At 68.8% G+C, this 24,402-nt stretch carries 21 protein-coding genes; 3 read left to right on the forward strand and 18 right to left on the reverse strand.

Annotated elements, in window-relative coordinates; genetic code table 11:
* Positions 1-151: 151 nt before the first annotated feature.
* From AC1DYK_RS21190 to AC1DYK_RS21240, 11 genes are all read right to left on the reverse strand, one after another.
* Positions 152-1,309: an ABC transporter substrate-binding protein gene (locus AC1DYK_RS21190; protein WP_478168104.1), complete on the reverse strand. Its 1,158-nt coding sequence runs from the start codon at positions 1,307-1,309 to the stop codon at positions 152-154.
* Between the two features lie 147 nt (positions 1,310-1,456).
* On the reverse strand, positions 1,457-2,182 hold the full coding sequence (locus AC1DYK_RS21195) for an SDR family oxidoreductase (protein WP_478168105.1): 726 nt from the start codon (positions 2,180-2,182) through the stop codon (positions 1,457-1,459).
* Entirely contained in the window at positions 2,179-2,991 is an 813-nt protein-coding gene (locus AC1DYK_RS21200) for a cyclase family protein (RefSeq protein ID WP_478093785.1), read from the reverse strand. Before AC1DYK_RS21200 ends, AC1DYK_RS21195 begins: the two co-directional genes overlap by 4 nt.
* Before the next feature lie 16 nt (positions 2,992-3,007).
* On the reverse strand, positions 3,008-4,258 hold the full coding sequence (locus tag AC1DYK_RS21205) for an SDR family NAD(P)-dependent oxidoreductase (protein WP_478168106.1): 1,251 nt from the start codon (positions 4,256-4,258) through the stop codon (positions 3,008-3,010).
* A complete protein-coding gene (locus AC1DYK_RS21210; RefSeq protein ID WP_478168107.1) occupies positions 4,255-5,421 on the reverse strand; it encodes a thiolase family protein in 1,167 nt (388 codons plus the stop codon). The genes AC1DYK_RS21205 and AC1DYK_RS21210 overlap by 4 nt, the downstream gene beginning before the upstream one ends.
* Positions 5,418-7,049, reverse strand: coding sequence for an AMP-binding protein (locus AC1DYK_RS21215; protein ID WP_478168108.1), 1,632 nt, complete (start codon positions 7,047-7,049; stop codon positions 5,418-5,420). Before AC1DYK_RS21215 ends, AC1DYK_RS21210 begins: the two co-directional genes overlap by 4 nt.
* Before the next feature lie 7 nt (positions 7,050-7,056).
* The gene (locus tag AC1DYK_RS21220; protein WP_478168109.1) at positions 7,057-7,542 is read right to left on the reverse strand and encodes an aromatic-ring-hydroxylating dioxygenase subunit beta; all 486 of its coding nucleotides are present in this window, start codon (positions 7,540-7,542) and stop codon (positions 7,057-7,059) included.
* On the reverse strand, positions 7,542-8,855 hold the full coding sequence (locus AC1DYK_RS21225) for an aromatic ring-hydroxylating dioxygenase subunit alpha (RefSeq protein WP_478168110.1): 1,314 nt from the start codon (positions 8,853-8,855) through the stop codon (positions 7,542-7,544). The genes AC1DYK_RS21220 and AC1DYK_RS21225 overlap by 1 nt, the downstream gene beginning before the upstream one ends.
* 228 nt (positions 8,856-9,083) lie before the next feature.
* A complete protein-coding gene (locus AC1DYK_RS21230; RefSeq protein ID WP_478168111.1) occupies positions 9,084-10,076 on the reverse strand; it encodes a PDR/VanB family oxidoreductase in 993 nt (330 codons plus the stop codon).
* A gap of 15 nt (positions 10,077-10,091) precedes the next feature.
* The gene (locus tag AC1DYK_RS21235) at positions 10,092-11,591 is read right to left on the reverse strand and encodes an indolepyruvate oxidoreductase subunit beta family protein (protein WP_478168112.1); all 1,500 of its coding nucleotides are present in this window, start codon (positions 11,589-11,591) and stop codon (positions 10,092-10,094) included.
* 10 nt (positions 11,592-11,601) lie between these two features.
* Positions 11,602-13,779, reverse strand: coding sequence for a thiamine pyrophosphate-dependent enzyme (locus AC1DYK_RS21240; protein WP_478168113.1), 2,178 nt, complete (start codon positions 13,777-13,779; stop codon positions 11,602-11,604).
* Positions 13,780-13,862: 83 nt separating this feature from the next.
* On the opposite strand from AC1DYK_RS21240, the gene AC1DYK_RS21245 reads away from it, so the two are divergent.
* Positions 13,863-14,396, forward strand: a complete 534-nt coding sequence (locus AC1DYK_RS21245; protein WP_478168114.1) for a MarR family winged helix-turn-helix transcriptional regulator — start codon at positions 13,863-13,865, stop codon at positions 14,394-14,396.
* Between the two features lie 12 nt (positions 14,397-14,408).
* On the opposite strand, the gene AC1DYK_RS21250 is transcribed toward AC1DYK_RS21245, so the two are convergent.
* The 5 genes from AC1DYK_RS21250 to AC1DYK_RS21270 form a co-directional block, all read right to left on the reverse strand.
* The gene (locus tag AC1DYK_RS21250; protein WP_478168115.1) at positions 14,409-15,353 is read right to left on the reverse strand and encodes a quinone oxidoreductase family protein; all 945 of its coding nucleotides are present in this window, start codon (positions 15,351-15,353) and stop codon (positions 14,409-14,411) included.
* Positions 15,350-16,150: an alpha/beta fold hydrolase gene (locus AC1DYK_RS21255; RefSeq protein WP_478168116.1), complete on the reverse strand. Its 801-nt coding sequence runs from the start codon at positions 16,148-16,150 to the stop codon at positions 15,350-15,352. Before AC1DYK_RS21255 ends, AC1DYK_RS21250 begins: the two co-directional genes overlap by 4 nt.
* On the reverse strand, positions 16,147-17,133 hold the full coding sequence (locus AC1DYK_RS21260) for a 3-hydroxybutyryl-CoA dehydrogenase (RefSeq protein ID WP_478168156.1): 987 nt from the start codon (positions 17,131-17,133) through the stop codon (positions 16,147-16,149). The genes AC1DYK_RS21255 and AC1DYK_RS21260 overlap by 4 nt, the downstream gene beginning before the upstream one ends.
* 85 nt (positions 17,134-17,218) lie before the next feature.
* Positions 17,219-18,292: an NAD/NADP octopine/nopaline dehydrogenase family protein gene (locus AC1DYK_RS21265; RefSeq protein ID WP_478168117.1), complete on the reverse strand. Its 1,074-nt coding sequence runs from the start codon at positions 18,290-18,292 to the stop codon at positions 17,219-17,221.
* Positions 18,293-18,464: 172 nt separating this feature from the next.
* Positions 18,465-19,481 carry a 1-aminocyclopropane-1-carboxylate deaminase gene (locus AC1DYK_RS21270; RefSeq protein ID WP_478168118.1) on the reverse strand — a complete coding sequence of 339 codons (1,017 nt, stop codon included), beginning with the start codon at positions 19,479-19,481 and terminating at the stop codon, positions 18,465-18,467.
* A 138-nt stretch (positions 19,482-19,619) separates the two neighbouring features.
* Between AC1DYK_RS21270 and AC1DYK_RS21275 the strand changes: the two genes are divergently transcribed.
* The gene (locus AC1DYK_RS21275; protein ID WP_478168119.1) at positions 19,620-20,105 is read left to right on the forward strand and encodes an Lrp/AsnC family transcriptional regulator; all 486 of its coding nucleotides are present in this window, start codon (positions 19,620-19,622) and stop codon (positions 20,103-20,105) included.
* Between the two features lie 84 nt (positions 20,106-20,189).
* On the opposite strand, the gene AC1DYK_RS21280 is transcribed toward AC1DYK_RS21275, so the two are convergent.
* Both AC1DYK_RS21280 and orn read right to left on the reverse strand, forming a co-directional pair.
* Complete coding sequence (locus tag AC1DYK_RS21280; RefSeq protein WP_478168120.1) at positions 20,190-22,082, reverse strand: DEAD/DEAH box helicase; 1,893 nt, start codon at positions 22,080-22,082, stop codon at positions 20,190-20,192.
* A 245-nt stretch (positions 22,083-22,327) separates the two neighbouring features.
* Positions 22,328-22,915 carry an oligoribonuclease gene (orn, locus tag AC1DYK_RS21285; RefSeq protein ID WP_478168121.1) on the reverse strand — a complete coding sequence of 196 codons (588 nt, stop codon included), beginning with the start codon at positions 22,913-22,915 and terminating at the stop codon, positions 22,328-22,330.
* A 117-nt stretch (positions 22,916-23,032) separates the two neighbouring features.
* On the opposite strand from orn, the gene AC1DYK_RS21290 reads away from it, so the two are divergent.
* Positions 23,033-24,301, forward strand: a complete 1,269-nt coding sequence (locus AC1DYK_RS21290) for a M48 family metallopeptidase (protein WP_478168122.1) — start codon at positions 23,033-23,035, stop codon at positions 24,299-24,301.
* Positions 24,302-24,402: the final 101 nt, after the last annotated feature.

Here is a 24,402-nt window from a genome sequence, read left to right on the forward strand (position 1 = left end):
TCAATTTCTTCCGTGAGGCGATGCGGTCAACTGCCCGCACCCGATGCAGGGGACATTCCAGGAATACCGCGGAACCGGCTCCGCCGGGCCGCTGGTATTGCCCTCGGTAGGGGGTGGGCGGCTACACGAAGTGAGCCAACCTGGGGGCGAGCTAAGGAACGAGTTTCCACTGGCCTTTTTCGAGCTTGACGATCACGCGCGAACGTTCGTCGGAGCCATAGCGGTCGTCGGGCTTGAAGTTGTAGACGCTGTGCGTGCCGGCCAGCTCCTTGGTGCTGACGATCGCGTCGCGCAGCGCCACGCGGTAGGCCGGCGTGCCGGGTTCGCCCTTGGCACGCGCGGCGGCGTCGAGGAACAGCAGCCAGGCGTCGAAGGTATAGGCCGAGAAGGCATCGGTCGGCGGCGCGCCGTTGGCCTTCTGGTAGGCCGCGCGGAAGTCCATCGAGACCTTGCGGATTGGGTTCGAATCGGGCAGCTGCTCGGCCACGATCACCGGGCCGGTCGGCGCCAGCAGGCCTTCGACCGACGTGCCGCCCACGCGCACGAAGTCGGGATTGATCAATGCGTGCATGCCGTAGATCTGGCCCTTGTAGCCGCGCTCGGCCAGCGCCAGGTAGGGCAAGGCGCCGGGCGTGCCCGAGGTGCCGGTGATCACCGCGTCGGGCTTCAGCGCGACGATCTTCAGCACCTGGCCGGTGACCGAGGTGTCGGCGCGCGCATAGCGCTCGTTCGACACCACCTGGATGCCGGCCGGCTCGGCGCTCTTCTTGAGCGCGTCGTAGACCAGGTCGCCCCAGGCGTCGGAGAAGCCGATGTAGCCAACCGTCTTCACGCCCGACTTCTTCATGCGCTCGACCACCGCGCTGACCATCAGCGGCGCCGGCTGCGGCAGGGTGACCATCCAGGCGCCGTCGTCGCCCGGCAGGTTGGCGTTGGCGATCGAGATCAGCGGCGTCTTGGTCTCGCGCGCGACCGCGGCGATGGCCAGCGCGCCGGGCGAACCCGCGGTGCCGATGATCACGTCGACCTTGTCCTCGTCGATCATCTTGCGCGCGTTGCGTGCGGCGGTCGACGGGTCCGAGGCATCGTCGAGCTGCACCAGCTGGATCTTGCGGCCGTTGAGCTCCGACTTGTAGGCCAGCGCGGCCTTCATGCCCTTCTCGTACGGAATGCCCAGCGAGGACACCGGCCCCGACAGCGAGGTGATGAAACCCACCTTGAGGTCGGCCGCCMGCGCGCKGGCGGCGGTCAGGGCGCTGAGGCCGGCCGCAAGGCCCGCCAGTGCGCAGATTCGGGTCAAGACTTTCATGCAAACCTCCTGAGGTTGGAGCCAAACGAAGAAGAACCGAGGGCGTCGAACAAAAACATGATTTATGAAATGTTTAAGTGTCAAGAATGCTAGTGAAGCTATGGCGCGCTGACAAGGGTGGGAACGATGAGTGGCGGCTGCTTGGCGTCAAAGGGCCAGGCTGCCGACGCTGGTGCCACCGCACACGTACAGCACCTGCCCCGTGACGAAACTGTTCGCGGGGTCGGCAAAGAAACGCACGGCCCGTGCCACGTCGGCCGATTCGCCGAGCCGCCTGACCGGCACCGAGGCCGCGAGCGCACGCTCCTTGTCGCTGCCGGCCTCGACGACGTCGTAGAACATGTCGGTGCGGATCGGGCCCGGCGCGACCACGTTCACCGTGATGCCCTCGGGCGCGAGTTCGAGTGCCCAGGTGCGCGCCATGCCCAGCATGCCGGCCTTGGTCGCCGAATAGCTGGTGCGCGTGGCGAGACCCAGCGCCGCGCGCGACGACAGCAGCACCACGCGGCCGAAGCGCTGCGCGCGCATCGCCGGCAGCGCCGCCTGCACCAGCTGGATCGCGCAGCCCAGGTGCAGGTCGACCAGCGCATCGAGGTCGTCGAGCTTGACGTCGGCGATCAGCGCCGGCCGGATCACGCCGGCGTTGTGCACCACGGTGGTCACCTCGAAGCGCCGCACCAGTTCGGCCGCGGCCTGCGCGGTGGCGGCGCGATCGGCAAGGTCGACCTCGATGCTGTGCAGCTTCGGGTGGTCGACGTCACTGCGACGGCGCGCGAGCGAGACGACTTCGTAGCCTTGCGCGAGCAGGTCCTCGCAAATGGCTCTTCCGATGCCGGCACTGCCGCCCGTGACGGCCGCGACCCGGGCCGTCATGCCGAGGCTCCAACCAACGCCAGCACGCGCAGCGGGCTGCCGCTGCCTTTCTCGATCTTCAGCGGCGGGCAGATCAGCACCGCGCCCGCGGGCGGCAGCAGGTCGAGGTTGCTGAGGCACTGCAGGCCGTAGCGCCCGGCCCCGTGCATGTAGTAGTGGCACGGATACGGCGGCCGCAGGTGGTAGCCCTGGCCGGCATCGGTGCCGATGGCCTCGGAGCCGAAGCCGATCACGTCGCGCTCTTCGACCAGGAAGCGCACCGCCTCGGTGCTCGGGCCCGGCGTGTGCTGGCCGGTCTCGTCGAAGTTCTGGTAGGCCTCGGGGTCCTGGCGCTTCGACCAGTCGGTGCGCATCAGCGCCCAGGCGCCCTTCGGGATGCGGCCATGGCGGCTCTCGTAGCGTTCGATGTCCGCGATGCTCAGCAGGTAGTCGTCGTCGGCCTTGACCTGTTCGGAGCAGTCGATCACGCAGGCCGGCGCCACGAAGTGCTGCACCGGAATGGTGTCGACCGAGTTGTTCGGCAGGTCGCGGCCCGAGATCCAGTGGATCGGCGCGTCGAAGTGGGTGCCCGTGTGCTCGCCGCAGGAGAAATTGTTCCAGTACCAGCCCGGCCCGCGCTCGTCGTACTTCGACACCTCCTCGATCCGGAAGGGCCAGCACTGGCCCATCTCGGGCGGCAGCGCGATCTGCGGGAACTCGGGCGTCAGGGTCTGCGTGAGGTCGACCACGCGGATGCGGCCGCTGGCCATTGCGCTCACCAGGCCGCCGAGGATCTCGGCGGCGGACATCAGTTCGGTTGTCGTCGTCATCGTGTTGCTCCTGGTCTCAGCCGCCCGCGGCCAACTCGCGCTCTAGGATCTTCGGGTTGTCGCGCCAGCGCTCCAGCCACTCCTGGGCCACATCGCCGGGGTACACGTCCTCCACACCATCGCGCAGCGCCTTGACGATCGCGTTGGCCAGCGCGCTGCCCGCCAGCTTGGGCGGCGGCGTGTGCTGGTTCCATTCGTCGTCGATCGGACCCGGGAACACATTGATCACACGGATGCCGGCCGGCCGCATCTCGGCGCGCAGGCATTGCGCGAGCGAATGGGCCGCCGCCTTCGAGGCGCTGAAGGTGCCGTGCGGCGGAAAGTTGCTGAGCGCGTAGATCGACAGCAGGTTGACCCAGGCGGTGGCGCCAGTCACGCCGTCGGCCGAGCGCCCCTTGAGCGCCGGGCCGAACTCCTGGGCGAGCCGCAGCAGGCCGAAATAGTTGATGTCCATCTCGGCCTTCGCGACATCGGTGCCGCGCCGCGCACCGATGCCGAAGCTGCGATGCACTTCGGCGTTGTTGATCACGATGTCGACCTTGCCGCCGATCTCGCCGGCCAGCTCGGTCACCGAGCGGCCGTTGGTCAGGTCGAGCGGCACCAGCGTGACCTGCGGCAGCGCCGTGATGTCGTCCAGTCCGCCCATCTTCTTCCAGGGCTCGGCATGGCCGACCCAGACGATGTCGGCGCCGGCCTTGACCAGCGCGCACACGATCGCCTGGCCCACCTCGGTCTTGCCGTCGGTGACCAGCACCTTGCGGAACTTCGGATCGCTGGTCATTTCTCTCAGCATCTTGTCGTCGGCCATGTGGGCGCTCCCTTCGTTCGGAAATCCAATCAATACCGCCTGCCCCGCGCGGTCGAGCCGGGCCCCCACGCGCACCCGCGACGGCGCCTCGCCGACCTCGCCGTGCAGGTGGACCATCAGCGTCGGGCCGGCATCGAGATGCACCAGGCCCAGCCGCCAGGGCAGCCGCTCGCGGAAGAACAGGTCGTTGCTGTGATGCAGCGTGGTGCTGCTGAGCAGCTCGCCCTCGCCGCCCTGCTCGCGCCAGTGCAGGTGCGGCGACAGGCACTTGTGGCAGGCCTCGCGCGGCGGGTACTGCACCGTGCCGCAGTCCTCGCAGGTCTGCAGTTCGAAGCGGCCCTCGGCGGCGGCCGCGGTGATGCCGAGGGCGACACGGCCGCGCGCCCACGGCGGCAGGTTCATCTGCCGGGTGCGCAGCACCGGGTTCTTGCGCTTGGGGCGCATGAGCGGCATGGTCATGAAGGTCTCCCCAGAATCACAGCGCCGGTACACAGGCAGCGGTCGTAAGTCACCATGCCGAAGCCGGCGACCAGGCCCAGCCGGGCATCGGGCACGGTGCGCGGCCCGGCGCTGTCGGTCAGCTGGCGGATCGCCTCCGTCATGCCGAGGAAGCCGCCCGCCGCACCGGCCTGCCCGGCCGAGAGCTGGCCGCCGCTGGTGTTGTTGGGGAAGCTGCCGTCGTTCGTCATGGTGTGCGAGCGCACGAAGGCCGACCCCTCGCCCTTCTCGCAGAAGCCGAGGTCCTCGAACTGCATCATCACGATCACCGGGTAGTCGTCGTAGGTCTGGACGAAGTCAATATCGGCAGGCTGCACGCCGGCTTGCGCGTAGAGGTCATCGCGATCGACACGCCAGCCGCCGCGCACCATCACCGGGTCTTCCGAGTAGGCGTTGTGGCGCTCGATCGCGCCGCGGATCACCGCATGCGGCAGGCCGAGATCGCGCGCGCGCTCCTCGCTCATCACCAGGAAGGCCTCGGCACCGGCACAGGGCATCACGCAGTCGAACAGATGGATGGGGTCCGAGATCGGCCTGGCGGCGATGTACTCGTCGAGGCCGAGCGGCTTCTTGAACATCGCGTTCGGATTCTTCAGGGCGTTGCTTCGCTGGTCGACCGCGATGCGGCCGAAGTCCTCGCGCGTGGCGCCGAAGCTGCGCATGTAGTGCGCGGTGATGAAGGCGAAGATCGAATTCGGTCCGCCCGAGCCGTAGGGATAGGTGGCGTCGCGCGCGAAGTTGCTGAAAGCGCCCAGCGTCTGGCGAAACGAATCCACATGGTTGGTGTCGGCCGCGACGCAGGCCACCACGTCGGCATCGCCGGCCTGCACCGCGCGCGCCGCGCGCCGCAGGCACATCACGCCCGAGGCGCCGCCGGTCGGCATGTGGTCGAGCCAGCGCGGCGACAGGCCCAGGTGCTGCGTCACGCCGACGGCGGTGTCGGGCGCCAGCGAGAAGCTGCTGACGCAGAGGCCGTCGATCTGTTCCTTCTTCAGGCCGCTGGCCTGGACCAGCGCTTCCATCGCCTGGCCGAGGAACCAGTGGGCGCCGAGCGTCGAATAGCGCTGGTAGGGCACGGTGATGGGCACGGCAACCGCCACGCCTTCGTAGGACATTCTCGTCATGCCTGCCTCTTCTTCATCGCGCGGGTGTCGATGCAATGCGCCTGCCCCGGCAACGCATGCGCGAGTTCGCGCAGCTGCCCGCGCTGGATCTTCTGCGAAGCCGTGAGCGGCAGCGCATCGACGAAAGCCACGTAGCCCGGCGCCTTGTAGTAGGCCAGCTGCGCCAGCGCATGCGCGACGATGCTGGCCGCAAGCTGCTCCGGCTCGGAGGCATCGGCATCCTCGCGCATGACGATGCAGGCCAGCACCTCGTCGCCGCGCACCGCGTCGGGCGTGGCGGCCACGGCGGAGGTCTTCACGGCCGGATGCTGGTTCAGCACGCTCTCGACCTCCACCGCCGAGATGTTCTCGCCGCTGCGCCGGATCACGTTCTTCTTGCGGTCGACGAAGTAGAAGTTGCCCCCGGCATCGCGGCGCACCATGTCGCCCGTATGGAACCAGCCGTCGGCCCAGGCCTCGCGCGTGGCGTCCGCATCCTTCAGGTAGCCGGAGAAGAAATAGCGCTTCGGATCGGCACCGCTGGCTCGCACCAGCAGTTCGCCCGGCGTGCCGTCGGCGACCTCGCGGCCTTCGTCGTCCACCAGGCGGATCTCGACGAAATCCTCGCGGCGGCCGAAGCAGCTGGTGCCGACGTGCCGCGGCTCGTGGTTGGCCATCACGCAGGCGGCGGCACCGGTCTCGGTCATGGCCCAGGCCTCGACCAGCGGAAAACCGAAGCGCGCCTCGAACGGCGCATGGTTCTTGCGGTCGACGCCGGCGCCGAAGCCCCAGCGGATGGCGTGCTCGCGGTCCGACGCCGATGCGGGCGCCGACAGCAGCATCGCCGGCATCACGCCGAGGTAGTGCGCGATGGTGGCGCGGCTCTCGCGCGCGCTCTGGAGCCAGGTCTTGGGATGGAAGCGGTCGAGCTGCACCAGGCAGCCGCCCGCGACCAGCACCACCATGGTCGAGAACGCCATCGCGTTCACATGGTTGAGCGGCAGCGGCGTGATGATGCGTTCGGCATCGGGCCGGACCGGGCAGAGGTCGCCGAGCTCCGCGTACCACTGGCCCGCGCGCAGGAAGTACTCGTTGCCCAGCATGCAGCCCTTGGGGCGCCCCGTGGTGCCTGACGTGTAGAGCAGCGCGCATTCGGTCGCGAGGCCGATCGGCTCGGCGGCACGCGGCGGCGGCATCTTCGACCGCGGCACGGCGTCGAACTCCTCGGGGCCCATCGTCTCGAAAGGCCGGCCCGCGGTTTCGGCCGCAGCCCGCAGGTCGGCCGCGCGGTGAGGCAGCGTCACCGCCAGGCCGATCTCGCTGTGGCCGATCAGGTAGCTCAGTTCGGCCGAACGCATGTCGGCGTTGATCGGCACCACGCTCACGCCCAGTGCGTTGAGCGCAAACCAGTGAAGGAGAAACTCCGGGCGGTTTTCGAGCAGCAGGCCGACGCGGTGGCCGTGCCCGTAGCCGGCGTCGGCGAAGGCAGTGCGCAGGCGCTCCACCCGTGCGGCGGCTTCGCCCCAGTGAATCGCACCCGGCGCCATGCCGTAGGCCGCGGCGGTGACCGCCTCGGTGAACAGGAACTCGGCGTCGGGCGTGCGCCGGGCGCTCGCACGGAAGGCGTCGTGGACGGTGGCGTGAGGCATGGCGTCCCTAGATGAACAGCTGCACCGCGGGCAGCGCCGCGTCGCAGTTGAGCAGGTTCACGCGTTTCAGCGTCATGCGCAGCGCGCCATCCTGCAGCGTCAGGTGGTGGAAGAAGGTGCCGACGTAGAACTGCAGTTCGTCGCCCTGCGACTCCGTGTAGTGAAACTCGCTGCGCACCACGAAGCGCTTGCCCTCGAGATCGAAGGCCTCGACCGTCGGCGTCTGCAGCAGGTGGTGGCAACGGCTGGGCGGCAGCTGCGAGAAGGCACGCGGGCTCTTGAGCCGCTCGATGCGCAGCTCGCGCAGCAACTTGTCCTCGTACATGTGCGAGGTGTGGTTGAGGCCGTCCTCCTGGTCGGGCACCAGCGGCACCCAGTAGAAGGCGTCGTCGGTGAAGAGCGCGTTCCATTCCTCGTAGCGCCTGGCATCGAGCAGGCGCGCCTCGTTCACCACGAAGTCGATCAGGTCCTGGCGGGTCACTTCGGATGCCATCACATCGTCTCCGTCATATAGCGGGCCCAGGCGCGGTACTGGTTGCGCATCGGCAGCTCGCTGGTGCCGACCGTGGTGATCTCGCCGCCCTTGGTTTCCGAAGGGTCGAAGTTGCGATGCAGGCTCACCCATTCGTTGCCGCTCGCATGCAGCCCGGCCTGGATGCCGCGGTAGGCCTGCAGGTCGTCATGGCCGACCACCGAGAACGGCGAGTTGATCAGCCGGTTGTACATGGTCGTGCGCTGCAGCAGCTCGGGCGGCGCGCCCTTGAGGCGGAAGGTCCAGCTCTCGACCAGCGTCTTGTCGACCGCGATCGGCCGCACCACGCGGATCGCCTGGATGGCGCCCTTGATCGTGAGGTTGGGGTAGTACACGGTGTTGTGCCGCGCCATGCCGAGGATCTGCGCGGTGCGCTCCTCGCCGTAGCGGGCCTTCATCGCGTCGTCGTACGCGGGAATCGCCTTGTACTTGCTGTGGATGCTGAAGTGCACGCCCGTGAAGCTGTGGCCGTTGTCGTAGGTGCGAACGCCCATGTCCTCGAAGAACTTGTAGTCCGACATGAAGGGCACGAACTGCTCGATCGCCATCGGCTTGGGCTCGTCCTCGGGCTTGCCGGCCCACATGCTCTTGGCGGTGCCGGCGGAGGATTCGTGCGCCACCATCGGATGCATGGTGTCGTTGAGGTTCTCGACGAACATCTTCCAGTTGCACTGGTGCACGAAGCGCAGGCAGCCGCCGGCGATCTCGAGTTCGCCCTCGGGCGAGCGGTCGGCCATGTTGTCGATCGAGCTCAGCGAGTCGCCGAAGAATTCCTCGAAGTCGGGTCCGACGTCGTTGATCTTGATGAAGATGAAGCCGCGATGGCTGCGCACATTGCGGATCGTGGTCAGTCCCTTGGCCGATTCGCATTCGTGCAGCTGCGTGCCTTCGTAGCCGTTCTTGAGCGGGATCGACAGCAGCGAGCCGTCGGTCTTGAAGGTCCAGGCGTGGTAGGGGCAGCGAAAGAACTTGCCGGTGTTGCCGCACGGCGCGGTCACCAGGCGCGAGCCCTTGTGCGCGCAGCGGTTCATCATCGCGCGCACCGAGCCGTCGGTGTGGCGCACGATGATCAGCGGACGGCCCGCGAGCTCGGTGTGGAGGTAGTCGCCGGACTTCGGGATCTGGCTCTCGTGGCCCGCGTAGTTCCAGGTGTTGGCGAAGAAGTGCTCCTGCTCGAGCTCGAACAGCTCGGCGCTGGTGTAGAGGTCGCGGTGCACGCGGTCGGGCTGCACCAGCGAGCGCACCGCCTCGGGGTTGCCTCGGTACTTGCTCATGGTCCTCTCCAGTTCAGTTTTTCAGCACGCTATCGATTTCTCGCGACGCATGAATCCGGCGCCGCAAAAGCCAGGGATACCGCGGAACCGGCTTCGCCGGGCCGCTGGTATCGCCCCCTTGAGGGGCTGAGGTCCGCGGCTCCAAGTCTGCCGGCGCAGACTTGGACGGACCCGAAGAGCCGCTGCCTCTGGCAGCGACTCGGGGCGTCGCAGGCGCTTCGGGGGTGTTCATATGTCCAGCACCAGCCGCGGCCCCTTGGCGCGCGAGATGCAGATCTGCATGACGTTGCCTTGCGCCTTTTCGCGCGCGGTCAACACATAGTCGCGATGGTCGATCTCGCCGGCCATCACGGGCGTCGCGCAGACGCCGCACTCGCCGCGCTTGCAGTCGAACATCGGGTCGCAGCCGTGCTCGATCAGGCAGTCGAGGATGCTCTGGTCGGCCGGCACCGTGAAGCGCTGGCCCGACTGGGCCAGCTCGACCTCGAAGGCATGGTCGCCCTCCTCCACCACCGGCGTGGTGAAGAGCTCGAAGTGCACGCGGTCGTGGGTCCAGCCGCGGGCCTGTGTCTGCGCCAGCACGGCATCGAGCATCAGCTTGGGGCCGCACACGTAGAGCCGGTCGCCGGCGGGAATGCCGTCCAGCATCGCGCCGATGTCGAACGGGCCGCCCTGCTCGACATCGGCATGCAGGCGCAGTTCGTCGCCGAGCAGCGCCTGCAACTCGGGCACGAAGGCCATCAGCTCCGGGCTGCGGCCGGCGTAGTGCATGCGCACCGGCAGGCCCTCGGCGCGGCGGCGCGTCGCCATGCTCGCGAGCGGCGTCACGCCGATGCCGCCGGCCAGCAGCACGGTGCCGCCCGGGCCGGTGTGGAGCGGGAAATCGTTCTTGGGCGCCTCGATCGTGACCAGGTCGCCTTCGCGCAGGCGCTCGTGCATGAAGCGCGAGCCGCCCCGCCCCTCGGCCTCCTTGCGCACCGCGATCACGTAGTCGGTGGGTGCGTCCGTGGCCTTGGCGTCGACGGCGAAGTTGATCAGCGAGTAGTGGCGCCAGTCGTGCGCGCCGTCGGGCAGTTCGACCCGCACGCGGATGTGGGCGCCGGCGGCGAAGCCGGGCAGCGCGCCGCCATCGTCCGATCGCAACCTGAAGGTCTTGATCAGCGGGTTCAGTTCGCGCGCCTCGGCGACGCGCAGTTGGAGGGTCAGGGGCTGGGCGGACATGGCAGGTTTCCGTGGTCAGGCGAGCGCGTGCTGCACCAGCACGGCTTGCAGCTTGTGGCCGTGTTCGTCGGCGAGCGCCGCATCGCGCAGCTCGCGCACGGTGGCCGGTGCGAGTCGCGCGCCCGCGCGCTGCACGGCCGCCATCACGGTGTCGTAGTTGCGCACCCCGCGTTCGTGGGTGTCGCTGTAGCCCTTGACCAGCCGCTGGCACTGCGCGATCTCGATCGCCAGCTGGGGATGGCGCGGCGCGATCTCCGCGATGCGCGCGAGCCAGTCCTCGATGCGCCGGTTCTCCTCGGCATAGCGCAGGGTCGAGCGGCGCCAGCGCTTGCAGGCCGCCACCGTGCGCAGCATCAGGTAGCCGCGCAGCGAGCTGGTCTGGACCACGCGGCCCTTCTGCGTGAAATGCTCGACCATCCGGCGCGGCAGCCGCGAGTCCATCAGCCAGCGGCCGATGCCGGCCGGCAGCGTCTCGCAGATCTCCTGCAGGCGCGGGTGCATGTATTCGTTGATCGCCAGCACCTGGCCGTCCTGCACCCGGGCCTCGCCGCGCACCCGCTCGAAGCGCGTCGCGCGCGTCTTGAGCGCCGCGACGCGCGCCGTGTCTTCGTAGGACATCCAAAGCGCCAGGCAGCGCGCGATTTCCTTCAGCAGCCGGCCGTCGTCATCGACGGGCAGGCGGGCGAGCGCGGCCATGCGGTCGAGATAGAGCCCCGCATAGTCCAGGTCCTGGTAGTCGATCAGGCGGCGCACGCCTTCGAGCAGGAAGTTCTGCGCCGGCGCGGCGAAGTCCTGCTGCACGCGCTCCACCAGCGCCCGCACCCCCGGATGGCGCGGCTGAGGCACGGAGGGCACGTCGGCGGCCACCGCGGCGCCCGTCTCCGGCGCACCCTGGGCTCGCGAGAAGGCCTCGCCGAAAGCCTTGAGGCTGGGCTTGACGCCGACCCCGCCGCGCTCGATCGTGGCTTCGAACTGGGCCCGGCTGAACGGCAGCACGCCGGCGCCCGCGAGCGCGCCGAACAGCACCGCGCTGATCACGCTGCCCGAGGCCTCGGCGGCCTGTGCCATGTCGAAACGGATGAAGCGCTTGGCGGCGCGCTCGGCATGCTTGAGCAATTCGGCGCTGTCGACCCGGCCGTCGCCCAAAGCGCTTTTCTCGGCGATCGAATAGACCCGGTGCGTCGATGCGACCAGCGTGGTGCGCTCGCGCGTGACGAGGCCGCGCTGCACCGCGCGGCCGGCTTCCATCAGCTCCGAGGCCAGCACCACGTCGACGTCGCCCGGCAGCGGCATCAGCGCCAGCACCGGCTGGCCGCCGTCGGCCTCGGCCTGCGCCTCGGGGTAGAGCTCGACGTAGTAGATGGTGGCGCCGGTGCGCTGGGCCACGCCCGGCACCGAGGTGGTCTGCGCCAGGTAGCCGTTGGCTTCGCCCATGTCGACGATCCAGTCGGCGAGGACGCCACCACCCTCGCCGCCCATGGCGAGGATCGCGATCTTTATGGGTTGTGCGCGCATCGTTGTCCGTTCAGAAGGCATAGGCCGCGCGGCGCTTGGCCTCGCCCTTTTGCAGCCAGCCGATCACCCGCGTGCGAAGGCTCTCGCGCAGCCGGTCCCAGCGGGTCGGATTGCTGACGATCTGCGCCTTGTAGAAGGAAGGGCACAGCACCGCGGCATGCGAGACCTCGCCGCAGACGCCGCAGCCGACACAGCTGTCGAGCACGGTCGCGACCGGGTCGGTGCGCAGCGGATCGGGGTTGGGCTTGATCGACAGCGACGGGCAGCCCGAGAGCCGGATGCACGAATGGTCGCCGGTGCAGGTGTCGGAATCGACGCCGAACTTCTCGCGCACCGAGCGCCTGCCCTCGGCGATCGCGCGGCGCACCAGCGGCTTCTCGCGCCGCTGGCGGTTCAGCATGCACTCCGATTGCGCGATCAGCACCTTCGGGCCTTTTTCCTTCGTCGTCAGCGCGTCCTTCAGCGCATCGCGCATGCCGGCGACGTCGTAGGTGCGGCGCAGCGTCTTCACCCACTTCACGCCGACGCCGCGCACCGCGCGCTCGATCTCGTGGCCGGTGCTGCGCGTCGCGTTCACGGCGTTCGACGACAGGATGTCCTGGCCGCCGGTGGCCGAGGTGTAGTTGTTGTCGACCACGATCGTCAGGTTGTCGCTGCGGTTGAAGACCGCGTTGGCGACGCCGCTGGTGAGGCCGTTGTGCCAGAAGCCGCCGTCGCCCATCACCGAGATCGCCCGCTTGCCTGCCGGCGCGTTGAGCGCCGAGGCGCCCGCGCCGCCGAGCCCGTAGCCCATCGTGGTGTTGCCGATGTTGAAGGGCGGCAGGATCGAGAACAGGTGGCAGCCGATGTCGGCGCTCACGTGGTGCGCGCCGAGCTCGCGCTCGACCAGCTTCATGGCGCTGAAGATCGGGCGCTCGGGGCAGCCGGTGCAAAAGCCCGGCGGACGCGCGTGGACGCTGTCGCCGAGCGGCAGCGAGGGCTCGGGCGCGCCATCGACCCCGAGGGCAGCCACTTCGGTGAGCGGGATCACCTTGCGCACCGGCGGCGGCAGCGGCTGCAGCCGGCCGTAGCGTTCGCCGAAGGTGCGCGCGCCCTTGAGCAGCTCGGCCGCCGTGTATTCGCCGGCCACCGGCAGCATGTCCTTGCCGTGCAGCGCGGTGGCCGAGCCGGCCTGGCGCAGGATGGTCGCCAGGTTCTGCTCGACGAAGTTGGGCTGGCCTTCTTCCACGATCAGCACCGCGCGCTTGCCCTCGCAAAAGCGCAGCACCTCGCTCTCGATCACCGGGTAGGCCACGTTCATGACGTAGAGCGGCACCTTGGAGTTGCCGTAGACGTCGGCCAGGTCCAGGCGCTCGAGCGCGCGCACCATCGTGTTGTAGCTGCCGCCCTGCACGATGATGCCGATGTCGTCGGCGCCCTCGGCGAAGAATTCGTTGAGCCGGCGGTCCTCGATGAACTTCACGGCGGCGGGCCAGCGGTCGCGCACCTTCTCCTGCTCGTGCACGAAGCTGGCCGGCGGCAGCACGATGCGGCCGACGTCGCGCTGCGGGTTCTCGAGCGCGTCCTGCAGCGTGAAGCTGGCGCGCTGGTTGTCGCCGGCGACGAAGTGCCCGTGCACGTGGCAGGCGCGGATGCGCAGCTGCAGCATCACCGGCGTGTGGCTGGCCTCGGACAACTCGAAGCCCTGCTTCACGGCCTCGACGATCGAGGGCAGGTTGGGCCGCGGGTCGAGCAGCCAGATCTGCGACTTCATCGCGAAGGCGTGGCTGCGCTCCTGCATGATCGACGAGCCCTCGCCGTAGTCCTCGCCGACGATGATCAGCGCGCCGCCGGTCACCCCGCCCGAGGCCAGGTTGGCCAGCGCGTCGGAGGCCACGTTGGTGCCGACCGTCGCCTTGAAGGTCACGGCGCCGCGCAGCGGGTAGTTGACCGAGGCCGCCAGCGTCGCGGCGGCGGTGGCCTCGCTGGCGCTGTTCTCGAACCGGATGCCGTGCTCGGCCAGGATGTCCTGCGCGTCGGCCAGCACGTCCATCAGGTGCGAGATCGGCGCGCCCTGGTAGCCGGCGACATAGGAAACTCCTGACTCCAGCAACGCCTTGGTGACTGCAAGAATGCCTTCACCGCGGAATACGTCGCCGTTGGCGAGCCGCAGCTTCTTCACCTCTTCGACGAACGATCGCTCTGCCATGGTGTTCCTTCATGCGTGGGACTTGCGCGTCGACCTCGACATCGCGGTCTCTATAATGTTGACAACTGAATGTATTCACAATCATGAATAACCCTAGACAAGCAAGCATCGTGCCCGCGACGGGTCCGGGGCCGTTCAGTGAAAAGGCGGCAGCGCCCAGCCGCCGCTTCGTCGACGACTACCTGCCCGCGCTGCTGGCGCAGGCGAGCCAGCTGATCTCGTCCGAGTTCCATCGGGTCGCGCGCCAGCATGGTTTTTCGGTGTCCGAATGGCGCGTGATGGCCTCGCTGGCCGGCGGTGCGGCGATCAGCATCGGCCAGCTGGCCCAGGTCACGGTGACCAAGCAGCCGACCGTGACGCGGCTGCTGGACCGGATGGAAGCCCGGGGCCAGATCGAGCGCCTGCCCCATGAAAGTGATCGGCGTGTCACTCTGGTGCGCATCACGCCCCAGGGCACGCAGGCGGTCGAGCACCTGATGGATCTGGCGCGCGAGCACGAGCTGCGCGTGCTCGAGCCCTTCGGGCTGCAGCGCGCCGAGGAACTCAAGAGCACGCTGCGCCACATCATCGAGCTGCACGCGCGTGCGCCGGGCGAGGCGGCAGAAGACGACGAGTGAGGTGAACGCGCCTCAGCGACGAGGCACCAGCACCGCGCGGCCGCGATGGCCGCGCTGGCCGATCCAGTCCATGGCGGCCGCGGCCTCTTCCAGTGCAAAGGGCTGCACTTCCAGCCGCAGCCTGCCGTCGGCCAGCCGCGCCAGCAGCTCCGGCGCCGCCGCGCGGCCGGCGGCTTCGCGTCGGAACATGTTGAGCGGCAGCAGCGCCACGTCGCGCTGCAGGAAATGCGCGAGGTCCAGCGCCAGTGTGTGGCCCGCGGTATAGCCGACCAGCACTGCGCGACCGCCGGCCTGCACCTGCATCAGTGCGGCCGCAAGCACCGATCCGCCGACGGTGTCGACCAGCAGGTCCGCGGACGCGGATGCCAACGCCGCGAACGGGTCGTCCCCCAGCACCAGCACCGTCGCCGCGGCCGGGATCGACGGCGCCTGCGCCGCGAGGCTCACCACCGCCGTCACTTCGGCACCGGCATCGAGCGCGAGCTGCACCACCAGCGAGCCGACCGCACCGGTGGCGCCCGTCACCAGCACGCGCTCGCCGGCACGCACGCGGGCGACTTCGTGCAGCGCGACCCAGGCCGAGGTGCAGGGCGAGAAGAACGCCGAGCCGAGGGTCGCGGGCACCGCATCCGGCAGCAGGCCGAGCGCCTCGTCGGGCGCATCGATCTGCTCGCACCAGGTGCCGTCGGTCAGCGTGCCCAGGCCGCTGCCGCGCAGCCACACGCGCTGCCCCGGAGCCAGGCTGGCGCTCGCGACCACGACGCCCGCGGCCTCGACGCCCGGCGTATAGGGAAAGGGCGGGTGTTTCAGGAAGCTGCCTCGCCAGACCGTGCGGTCGATATGGCCGACGGTGGCGGCCTCCATGCGCACGATCGTGCGGCCCGGGCGCAGCTGCGGCTCGGGCAGCTCCTGCACAGTGGGCGGCGCGTCGAAGGCATGCACGCGCACCGCCTTCATGCCAGCGTCTCCAGGAATTCGAGCACCGCGGCCGCGAAGGCCTCCGGCAGCTGGTCGGGCAGCGGCACCATGCCGCCCGCGATGTCGACGGTGCGCGCATGCGCCAGCTCGCGCTGCAGTTCGGCCGCATGCGGCGAGGCGAAGGGGTCCTCGGTGGCGCGCAGGATCAGCGTCGGCTGCAGCACGCGATGGATGCAGTCCTCCATCCGGTAGGCCGCGACCGCGCGATGGCCGTCTTCGGGGCTGCCGCTGGCGCGCAGCGCATCGCGCACGAAGGCTTCCAGCAGCTCCGGCCGACCGGCCGGGTAGAAGCCCTGGCGCCGCTGCCACAGCGCGGCGAGATGGGAGCCGTCGCCGCTGGGCGCGACTTCGTCGATCGGCGGCCGCCTGGCGCGCGCGCGCCGGAAGTTCAAGTCGGTGAACGGGGTGGACGACAGCACCAGGCCGCGCACCCGCTGCGGGAAACTGGCCGCGATCTCGACCGCGATCACGCCCCCCGTGTGGTGGCCCACGACGTCCGCGCGTTCGATCTGCAGCGCATCGAGCAGCTCGACGGCGACGCGGGCCCAGCCTTCGATGCTGGCCGGCCCGTCGCCCGCGGCCGAGTCGCCGAAGCCGGCGGTGTCCATGGCGATCGCGCGATACCGCTGGCCGAGCAGCGGCAGCACCTCGCGGTACTCGGTCCAGCTGCGCGGCGACTGGTGCAGCAGCAGCACCGGCGGCGCCTGGATGGCGCCGCATTCGGCGTAGTGCACCTGCCCCACAGACAGGTCGGCGAAGGCGCGCCGGAGGGTCATTCCAGCGTCTCTGCGGCGGGCGGTTGCCAGAGACCCGCGTGCTTGAGCATGCCGAGCGTGCGCGACAGCACGTCGCGGCGATAGGCGCCGACGTCGCGCCCTTCATAGGCGTAGAAGCCGCTGCCGCTCTTCAGCCCCAGCCGCCCCTCCTGCACCATCCGGTCCACGATGGCCGGCGCGGTGTAGCGCGCCTTGTCGATCGAGGCCGACATCTCGCGGCTCGCGTGATGCAGGATGTCGCAGCCCCCGAAGTCGATGAACTCGACCACGCCGAGCGCCGCGAAGCGCAGGCCCAGGCCATAGCGCGTGGCCTTGTCGATCTCTTCCGCGGTGGCGGCGCCCTCCTCGATCATGCGGGCCGCCTCGTTCATCACCAGCGCCTGCAGCCGCGGCACGATGTAGCCGGGCGTGGCGCCGCAGACCACCGGCAGCTTACCGATCGCCTCCATCAACGCCTTGGTGCGCGCGAGCACGCCCGGGTCGGTGCCGGGATGGCAACTCAGTTCGACCACCGGGATCACATAGGCCGGGTTGAGCCAGTGCATGTTGAGGAAGCGCTCGGGCCGGCGCACCAGCGCCGCCAGCTGCGTCACGAGGATGCTGCTGGTGGTCGACGTGAGGATCGCGTCGTCGCGGCAATGCCGGTTGAGCGCCTCGAAGGCCTCGCGCTTGGCCTCCAACGTCTCGGGCACGCCTTCGAACAGCAGCTCCGCCGCGGCCAGCGCGGCCGGTGCGCCTGCCGCAGGCACGAACTCGACCCGCGCCGCGATCGCAGCGACCTGCGCCGCGTCGATCACGCCGAGCTGGGCCAGCCCCGCGAGGCTGGCTTCGATCTCGGCCTCGGCCTCGCCGCGCAGCTTCTGCCAGGCCTCGTCGCTGCGTGGGCGCAGGTCGACCAGCGAGATCCGATGGCCCGCATAGGCGAAGGCGATCGCAATGCCGCGGCCCATCCGGCCCGCGCCGACGGCCGCGAAACGAGGCAGGTCGGACCGGTGCCGGGCCGCCCCAAGGCGGTCTGCGCCCCCTCGGGGGGCAGCGAGCACACGAAGTGACGAGCGTGGGGGCCTCTCATTTGCCATCGTGCAGTCTCTGTTTGAGCTGAGCCGGCGTCAGGCCCGAGAGTCCCAGCGTCTCCAGCGTGCGCGGGCCCCGGCGCAGGTCGCGGCCGAGGAAGCCGCCGACGATGGCCAGCAAGCCGTGCGCGATCGGCGCATCGACGCCGGCAAAGCGCGCGGCCGAGGCCAGGAAGGCCAGCCCGAGCTCGGTGTCCTCGGTGATGTAGCGGTGCGTGTACAGGTCGATGTTCTCGCGCCAGTCGCCCGACTTCACCAGTTGCTTGTGGGCGTCGCCGTACATCCACTGGTCGTTGTTGTAGTGGTCGGCCAGCGGATAGTGCGGCGCGCCCTGGCCCAGCGCCTCGCGCACCGCGATGCGCTCCTGGTCGAGCCGGTCGGTCACGTCGCGCACCGCGCGCTGCGTGCCTTCGTTGTGGATGTCCCAGCGCTCGAAATGCTGCAGCGGCGCGGCGTTCATCACCATCAGCGGCGGATGGATCACCGGGCCGGCATTCATCAGTGCGCCGGAGAGGGCATCGCCGCAGCCGTGCACCGCGGGATAGGCCTTGCGGATCACCTCGATGGCCTGGGCTTCCTTGCGCGCCGGATAGACGCCGGTCGGCAGGCGGACGGCGCGGATCGTCACGTTCACCTCGCGCTCGCCGTGCTTGCGCGCCAGATAGGGCAGCGTGCCGGTCTCGGCCCAGGCGACGTCGGCGCGGCTGCCGGCCTCGGCCACCCGGCGCGCCATCACGTAGCTGCCGAAGGTGCCCGGGGGCAGGAACACCACCTGGCCGTCGACCAGGTGCGGCGCCATCGCGCGGGCGATGTCCTCCTGGGCGATCGCCGGCGTCGGGATGACGATCAGCTCGGCATCGCGCAGCGCCGCGCCGATATCGGCCGTGGCCAGGGCGATCTTCACGTCGCGGCTGCCCTGCGCATCCTTCAGCGTGATCGATGCGGCCTGCACCACCGGTGCCAGCGCAGCGGCGTCGCGGCGCCACAGACGCACTTCATGGCCGGCTTCGGACAGGTCGGCGGCGGCGGCATAGGCGCCGTGGCCGCCGCCGAGGATTGCGATTTTCATGGGTTGCAGTCGAGGTTGGAAGTGGATGGGGCTTTAATACATTACTTTTCATCTGTTCATGTGTCAACTAAAAGCAAGGCATGTTCGCGTTTCCACTGATGGGACGGCGGCGAGCAGTTGCACCCCGGTTCCCGATCCATCGCACCGACCGGCAGTGCTGTCTGCGCCTCGCTCAGCCGTTGCGAAAGATGAAGCTGTAGGCGTTGAGCGCCGGCACGCCGCCCAGGTGCGCGTAGAGCACCTTGGAGCCGGCCGGGAACTCGCCGAGCCGCACCTTCTCGATCATCCCGTGCATCGACTTGCCCTCGTACACCGGGTCGGTCAGCATGGCCTCGAGCCGCGCACTGAGGCGGATGGCCTCGAGCGTGCCGTCGTTCGGCAGCCCGTATTCGGGGCCGCCGAAGCGGGTGTCGAGCACCACGTCCCTGTCGCTGATGTCACGCCCGAGATCGACCAGCGCCGCCGTGTGCTTCGCGATGCGCAGGATCTGGTCGAAGGTCTGCTGCGGCTTGGCCGACGCGTCGATCCCGATCACGCGGTCGGCTCGCCCGTCGGCCGCGAAGCCGACCACCATGCCGGCCTGCGTGCTGCCGGTGACCGCGCAGGTCACGATGTAGTCGAACCTGAAGCCGAGTTCCGCCTCCTGTTGGCGCACCTCTTCGGCGAAGGCCACGAAGCCGAGCCCGCCCTTCGGGTGTTCGGAGCAGCCGGCGGGGATCGGGAACGGCTTGCCGCCGGCCCGGCGCACGCTCTCCAGCGCGTCTTCCCAGCTCTTGCGGATGCCGATGTCGAATCCTGCCGCGTCGAGCCGCACGTCGGCGCCCAGGATGCGCGACATCTCGATGTTGCCGACCCGGTCGTACACCGCATCGGAATAGTTGACCCAGTTCTCCTGCACCAGCACGCACTTGAGGCCGAGGTGTGCCGCCACCGCCGCCACCTGGCGCGTCTGGTTCGACTGGATGCCGCCGATCGACACCAGCGTGTCGTAGCCGCCCTCGAGCGCCTCGGGGATCAGGTACTCGAGCTTGCGGGTCTTGTTGCCGCCGAACGCGAGGCCGCTGTTGCAGTCCTCCCGCTTGGCAAACAGCTCGACCTTGCCGCCCAGATGGGCACTGAGCCGCTTGAGCGGCTGGATCGGCGTGGGGCCGAAGGTGAGCGGGTAGCGAGGGAATTGGGCGAGGTTCATGGCAACGGCTCCTGGTTCAAGACATGAACGGAATCGTAGAGAGAATCGACATTTCGATGGTTGCGAAGTAGAGTGATTTCTTGCGCCAAACCTTCGTCATTGCTGGCAAATCATTATTTTTATTTTGCATTTTTCTCAATGAACGCAACAAAATTGCCAACCAAGAATGAGCTCGATCGCACCGACCGCGCGATCCTGCGCGCGCTGCAGCGCGACGCCTCGGTGTCGAACGTGGCGCTGGCCGCCAAGGTCAACCTCAGCGCGCCGGCCTGCCTGCGGCGCGTCGAGCGGCTCAAGTCGATGGGGCTGATCAAGGGCGTGGTCGCGCTGCTCGACCCGGCCGCGCTGGACTGCGGCACGCTGGTGATGATCGGCGTGGTGCTCGATCGCTCCACGCCCGAGTCGTTCGCCGACTTCGAGAAGGCCGTGCAGAAGGTGTCGGGTTGCCTCGAATGCCACGTGGTGACAGGCGAATTCGACTACTTCATGCTCGTGCGCACGCGCGACAACGACAGCTACAACCGCCTCCACGCGGAGCAGCTGCTGTACCTGCCGGGCGTGCGGCAGATCCGGACGTTCATGGTGCTGAAACAGGTCCTGTCGACCACGCAGCTGCCGCTTTGACGGACGGGGCCAGCCAGAAACGACAAAGCCCGCACAAGTGCGGGCTTCGTTCAGAGCAACATGCGGCCTCGCGACCGCTCAAGCTCAGCGCGTCGGCTTGAACCCACGCGGCTTTTGCGCGTCGCGCGGCACGAACACCTTGCCGCCGCCGGCATGGCCGCGCGGCGCGAAGCCTTCACCGCCGCGACCGGCGCCGCCGCCGAAGCCGCCGCGCGGGGCATTGTCGAAACCGCCGCGCGGAGCGCTGTCGCCCCAGCCCGGCTTGCGACCGTAGCCGCCGCCGCCTTCATCGCGGCCGCCGCCGAAACCGGCGTTGCCCGCATTCTGGAAGCCGCGCGGCGCACCGGCGCCCGGGCCGCGTGCATTGCGGTCGTTGAAACCGCTGGCACCGGCGTAGTTGCTGCCGCCGCCACCGAAACCGCCCGTGTTGCCGCCGCGATGGCCACCGCCGCCACCGAACTTGCGGTCGCGCGAATGGTTGTCGCGGCTGTCACGGCCACGGAAGTCGCCCTGCGGCGCACGCGATTGCGGCGCGCGCTGCTGCGGCTCGAGGCCGGGGATCACCTCGGACTTGAACTGCTGGCGGGTGTAGCCCTCGATGTCGAAGATCCGGCGGCGGTCACGCTGCTCGGCGAAGGTGATCGCCAGGCCGTCGCGGCCGGCACGGCCGGTACGGCCGATGCGGTGGGTGTAGTCCTCGGCCTTCATCGGCAGGCCGAAGTTGAAGACGTGCGTGATGGTCGGCACGTCGATGCCGCGCGCGGCCACGTCGGTCGCCACCAGGATCTGCACCTGGCCCTGGCGCAGCGCCATCAGGCGGCGATTGCGCAGGCCCTGGCTCAGGGCGCCGTGCAGCGCCACGGCGCTGAAGCCGTCTTGCTGCAGGTCGTTGGCGAGGCCGTCGCACTCGACTTGCGTGCTGGCGAACACGATCGCCTGGTTGATGGTCGTGTCGCGCAGCCAGTGGTCGAGCAACTTGCGCTTGTGCTGCATGTTGTCGGCCCAGAACAGGCTCTGCTTGATGTTGGCGTGCTTTTCCTGCGGGCTGTCGATGGTCACGCGCTGCGGCTCGCGCATCACGCGCTGGGCCAGTTGCTGGATGCGCGGCGCGAAGGTGGCGCTGAACATCATGGTCTGCTGGCGTTCGATCGTCAGCTGGTTGACTTCGGCCAGGTCGTCCGAGAAGCCGAGGTCGAGCATGCGGTCGGCTTCGTCGACCACCAGGAACTTGACCTGGTCGAGCTTGATCTGCATCGAGCGCTGCAGGTCGAGCAGGCGGCCCGGCGTGGCGACCACGAGGTCGGCGTTCTGCAGCTTGGCGATCTGCAGCTGGTAGGGCATGCCGCCCACCACGTTGGCGATGCGCAGGCCGCGGCAATGCTTGACCAGGTCGATGGCGTCGTGCGCCACCTGCTGCGCGAGTTCACGCGTCGGGCACAGGATCAGGGCGCCGGGCGTGGCGGCCTTGAAGTGGCGCGAGTTGGTCGGGTCCTTGCGCTTGGCCTTCTTCGGCGGCGCTTCGCCGCGGGCGGCGGCTTCGGCGGCCAGGCGCTGGAACTCGGCCTTGCTTGCCGCCTCGGCTTCGGCCTGGCGCTGCAGCAGGGTGTGCAGCACGGGCAGCAGGAAGGCCGCGGTCTTGCCGCTGCCGGTCTGGCTCGACACCATCAGGTCGACGAAGCGGGTGGCGCCGTCGGCACCGCCGCTGGCGGTCATGGCGCGCGGGATCACCTGCTCTTGCACGGTGGTCGGCTGGGTGAAGCCCAGGTCTTCGACCGCGGCGATCAGCTCGGGCGCCAGGCCCAGCTTGATGAAGCCGTTCGGCAGCTTCGGCTCGGCGGTGGTCTCGACCGCGTCCAGAGCCTCGAGCTCGGGTGCATCGTTGGAAACGGAAAGCGACTCGCTGATCACGGCGGAAACAGCGAAATCATCGGATTGCACAGGCGCGAACTCGCCCTGCGCTTCAAAAGCGTCGGTCATTTATTCAATCTCAAACGCGAGCGCTGCCGTAAGCGGCGCCCCGTCGGGTGGTGAAAAACATCAACCATCCAACGACGTTCAGCCTTCGACTCTCGTCGGGGCTGCGGCCCGTGATTCAGTCACTCAATGACTCGGGCGCGATGTGCAAGATAGGGAGATGCAAGAAAACGCTGAAAAGGCTCTCTCAGCGAAGTTTTCGATTATCGCATGGACTCGGGTTTTTACCTAATCCTTAATCCTGAACCTCAATCCTGAAGCCGCAGGAAGGTCTCCCGGTAATGCGCGAGCTCTTCGATCGACTCGTGCACATCGGCCAGCGCCGTGTGGGCCTGCTGCTTCTTGAAGGCGTTGTAGGCCGCCGGCTTCCAGCGCTTGGCGAGTTCCTTCAGGGTGCTGACGTCCAGGTTCCGGTAGTGGAAGTACGCTTCCAGCTTGGGCATGTACTTGACCAGGAAGCGCCGGTCCTGGCCGATGGTGTTGCCGCACATCGGCGAGCCGCTCTTCGGGATGTAGCGCGAGATGAACTGGATCAGTTGCTGCTCGGCCGTGGCCTCGTCCAGCGTCGAGGCCTTGACCTTCTCGATCAGCCCGCTGCGCCCGTGCGTGCCCTTGTTCCAGGCATCCATCGCATCGAGCACTTCGTCGCTCTGGTGGATCACCAGCACCGGGCCATCGATGCAGGGCGTGAGGTCGGGGCCGGTGACGACCACCGCGATCTCGAGCAGGCGCTCTTTCTCGGGGTCGAGGCCGCTCATCTCGCAGTCGAGCCAGACGAGGTTCTGGTCGCTCTTCTTGAGCGTGGCGGGGGCGGTCGATTCGATGGTTTCAGGCATCGGGCGATTGTCGTCGATGGCCCCGCGCCCGGACCGGCGCCGGACGCCCCTGCTGGCAGCAGGCCGACAGGCCGACCCGGGTTGGCGGCCGGTGGGCGGGGGCTAAACTCAGCCGCCATGTCCTCTGCCCTGCCCGCCTCCCTCATTCTCACGATGGCCTTCGCGCTCGCGCTGGTCGCGGGCCTGGCCGTGAAGTTCTGGCTCGCCAGCCGCCAGGTGCGCCATGTCGCGCGCCATCGCGATGCCGTGCCGGCGCCTTTTCAGCAGGCCATCACGCTCGCGGCACACCAGAAAGCCGCCGACTACACCGTCGCGAAAACCCGCTTCGGCCTGCTCGAGACGGCCTGGAGCGCGGCCCTGCTGCTCGCCTGGACCCTGTTCGGCGGCCTCGACCTGCTGAACCGGGTGCTGCTGGACGCGATGGGCAGCGGCATGTGGCAGCAGCTCGCGCTGCTGGCCGCCTTCGCGCTGATCGGCGGCCTCGCCGAGCTGCCCTTCACGCTGTGGCAGACCTTCAGGCTCGAGGAGCGCTTCGGATTCAACAAGATGACCTGGCGGCTGTGGCTCGCGGACGCCGCCAAGGGCCTGCTGCTGGGCGCGCTGATCGGGCTGCCGATCGCGGCGCTGATCCTCTGGCTCATGGGCGCCGCCGGCAAGCTGTGGTGGCTGTGGGCGTGGGCCGTATGGATGGGCTTCAACCTGCTGCTGATGCTGGTCTATCCGACCTTCATCGCGCCGATCTTCAACAAGTTCAAGCCGCTCGACGACGCAACCCTCAAGGCGCGCGTCAACGCGCTGATGCAGCGCTGCGGCTTCGCGGCCAAGGGCCTGTTCGTGATGGACGGCAGCAAGCGCAGCGCGCATGCCAATGCCTACTTCACGGGCTTCGGCGCCAGCAAGCGCGTGGTCTTCTACGACACGCTGCTGCGCCAGCTCAGTGCCGGCGAGGTCGAGGCCGTGCTCGCGCACGAGCTGGGCCATTTCCGCCACAAGCACGTGATGAAACGCATGGCGGCCATGTTCGCGCTGAGCCTGGCCGGCTTCGCGCTGCTGGGCTGGCTGTCGGCCCACACCTGGTTCTACACCGGCCTGGGCGTGCAGCCCAACCTGGCGGCGCCCAACGACGCGCTCGCGGTCCTGCTCTTCATGCTGGCGATGCCGGTGTTCGGCTTCTTCGTGGCGCCGCTGCCGGTGCTGGTGTCGCGCAAGCACGAGTTCGAGGCCGACGCCTATGCGGTCGCGCAGACCAGCGGCGCCGACCTGTCGGCCGCCCTGCTCAAGCTCTACCAGGACAACGCCTCGACGCTGACGCCCGACCCGGTCTTCGTGAAGTTCTACTATTCGCATCCGCCGGCCTCCGAGCGCTTGGCGCGGATGACGGTATGAAGGAAACACCCCCGATGCGCCTGCGGCGCCTCCCCCTTAAGGGGGCGATACCAGCGGCCCGGCAAAGCCGGTTCCGCGGTATCCCTGGCATTGGGCTGCGC

The organism is Variovorax sp. P2_H12 (assembly GCF_056403395.1).

Excerpts from the sequence above, each read along its gene's own strand:
- AC1DYK_RS21220 (WP_478168109.1), bottom strand. The coding sequence starts at position 7,542 with ATGGCATCCGAAGTGACCCGCCAGGACCTGATCGACTTCGTGGTGAAC.
- AC1DYK_RS21245 (WP_478168114.1), top strand. The coding sequence starts at position 13,863 with ATGAATAACCCTAGACAAGCAAGCATCGTGCCCGCGACGGGTCCGGGG.
- AC1DYK_RS21205 (WP_478168106.1), bottom strand. The coding sequence starts at position 4,258 with ATGACCATGCCGCTCATGCGCCCCAAGCGCAAGAACCCGGTGCTGCGC.
- AC1DYK_RS21200 (WP_478093785.1), bottom strand. The coding sequence starts at position 2,991 with ATGACGACGACAACCGAACTGATGTCCGCCGCCGAGATCCTCGGCGGC.
- AC1DYK_RS21250 (WP_478168115.1), bottom strand. The coding sequence starts at position 15,353 with ATGAAGGCGGTGCGCGTGCATGCCTTCGACGCGCCGCCCACTGTGCAG.
- orn (WP_478168121.1), bottom strand. The coding sequence starts at position 22,915 with ATGCCTGAAACCATCGAATCGACCGCCCCCGCCACGCTCAAGAAGAGC.
- AC1DYK_RS21215 (WP_478168108.1), bottom strand. The coding sequence starts at position 7,049 with ATGCCTCACGCCACCGTCCACGACGCCTTCCGTGCGAGCGCCCGGCGC.
- AC1DYK_RS21290 (WP_478168122.1), top strand. The coding sequence starts at position 23,033 with ATGTCCTCTGCCCTGCCCGCCTCCCTCATTCTCACGATGGCCTTCGCG.
- AC1DYK_RS21240 (WP_478168113.1), bottom strand. The coding sequence starts at position 13,779 with ATGGCAGAGCGATCGTTCGTCGAAGAGGTGAAGAAGCTGCGGCTCGCC.
- AC1DYK_RS21225 (WP_478168110.1), bottom strand. The coding sequence starts at position 8,855 with ATGAGCAAGTACCGAGGCAACCCCGAGGCGGTGCGCTCGCTGGTGCAG.
- AC1DYK_RS21210 (WP_478168107.1), bottom strand. The coding sequence starts at position 5,421 with ATGACGAGAATGTCCTACGAAGGCGTGGCGGTTGCCGTGCCCATCACC.
- AC1DYK_RS21265 (WP_478168117.1), bottom strand. The coding sequence starts at position 18,292 with ATGAAAATCGCAATCCTCGGCGGCGGCCACGGCGCCTATGCCGCCGCC.
- AC1DYK_RS21230 (WP_478168111.1), bottom strand. The coding sequence starts at position 10,076 with ATGTCCGCCCAGCCCCTGACCCTCCAACTGCGCGTCGCCGAGGCGCGC.
- AC1DYK_RS21235 (WP_478168112.1), bottom strand. The coding sequence starts at position 11,591 with ATGCGCGCACAACCCATAAAGATCGCGATCCTCGCCATGGGCGGCGAG.
- AC1DYK_RS21275 (WP_478168119.1), top strand. The coding sequence starts at position 19,620 with ATGAACGCAACAAAATTGCCAACCAAGAATGAGCTCGATCGCACCGAC.
- AC1DYK_RS21255 (WP_478168116.1), bottom strand. The coding sequence starts at position 16,150 with ATGACCCTCCGGCGCGCCTTCGCCGACCTGTCTGTGGGGCAGGTGCAC.
- AC1DYK_RS21270 (WP_478168118.1), bottom strand. The coding sequence starts at position 19,481 with ATGAACCTCGCCCAATTCCCTCGCTACCCGCTCACCTTCGGCCCCACG.
- AC1DYK_RS21195 (WP_478168105.1), bottom strand. The coding sequence starts at position 2,182 with ATGACGGCCCGGGTCGCGGCCGTCACGGGCGGCAGTGCCGGCATCGGA.
- AC1DYK_RS21280 (WP_478168120.1), bottom strand. The coding sequence starts at position 22,082 with ATGACCGACGCTTTTGAAGCGCAGGGCGAGTTCGCGCCTGTGCAATCC.